The following is a 1,147-nucleotide window of genomic DNA, read 5'->3' as shown; positions in this document are numbered from 1 at the left end:
GCGTATGCGTTGCCAAGGACCTCTGCCGCGCACCAGCTTCATTTCGGTGCGTGAAAGAACCTCGCGCACCGCGTCGACAACCGGCTTGACCTCCAGGCCCCAGACGCAGCAGGCCTTGCTGGGATCCGGTGCGCGGCAGAGGTCCTTGGCAACGCATACGCAAGGCAATGGCGGCTGGAGCGAGATGCTGGGCACGCCGACTGGCCCCCAGCGCGACGGATGCGTCAGACCGAACAGCCCGACAACCGGGGTCCCAGTGGCTGCGGCCATGTGCATCGGGCCGCTCTCATTGCCAAGAAATAGCCGGGCTTGCTTCAGCACCGCCAGCAGACTTTCGAGCGACAGGGCCCCCACGAGATTGACGACCGACGGCGCGGTCCTGGCGACGATGCGTTCGGCAATCTCCCGCTCGTCCGGGCCGCCCACCAGAACGACGTCCAGGCCGGTCTCGCTCGTAATCTCGACGATCGCCGCGGCAAACCGCTCCGGCTGCCAACGCCGCCCCTCGAAGCTTGCACCAGCATGCACGGCAATGAAGGCGTTTGGCCGCAGATGGTGCTTGCCCAGCAGCGCCAATGCTTTCGCCGTTTCCAACGGCAGCGGCTGAAGGCTCGGAATCACCGTGCGAAGGTCGATGCCGAGCGCTTCGAGCGGCGACAGGTAACGGTACAGAAAATGCTGGCCATCAAAGCCGTAGGGCCTGGCAAAGACATTGGCGGGCTGCCGCTCCAGCATACGCAAGGGTCTTTCGGAAGGATTGTAGCCGACGCGGGTCTTTGCGTTGACCAGCCCGCTGACAATGCGCGACGTCTTCGAATCGGTCAGGTCGATCGTCAGGTCGAAGCGGAAGCGGCGCAACGCCCGCACCATGGCGTAAAGCTCTTTCCCGCGCTCCAGGGGGGTGCCGCGCATGCGGGCGCGCCTGAACGTGACCACCTCGGAAGCGATGCCATGGGCGATCACGAAGCTCTCGAAGCCAGCCTCACACAGAAACACGAGCCTGGCGCCGGGAAATTCGAGCCGCAAATTTTGTGCAAGCGCCGAGGCGAGGACGAGATCTCCTATGAACTTCGTTTGAATGACCAGGATCGAGTGGAACGGCGCGGGTGAACTCTGCAACATCTGTTTCCAGGAGCAATTGGCGGGG

1 protein-coding gene is annotated in these 1,147 nt (G+C 63.7%); it reads right to left on the bottom strand.

What is annotated here, in order from left to right; all coding sequences use genetic code 11:
- Window positions 1-1,122 (bottom strand): glycosyltransferase family 9 protein (locus EN935_RS37045; RefSeq protein ID WP_164771736.1); only part of this gene is annotated, 1,122 nt, incomplete at its 3' end.
- Window positions 1,123-1,147 lie beyond the last annotated feature (25 nt).

It is taken from the genome of Mesorhizobium sp. M7D.F.Ca.US.004.03.1.1 (assembly GCF_003998635.1).
Classification (GTDB): Bacteria; Pseudomonadota; Alphaproteobacteria; order Rhizobiales; family Rhizobiaceae; genus Mesorhizobium; species Mesorhizobium loti.
The sequence above is the reverse complement of the archived record's forward strand: the minus strand, read 5'-3'. Positions and strand labels throughout refer to the sequence as shown.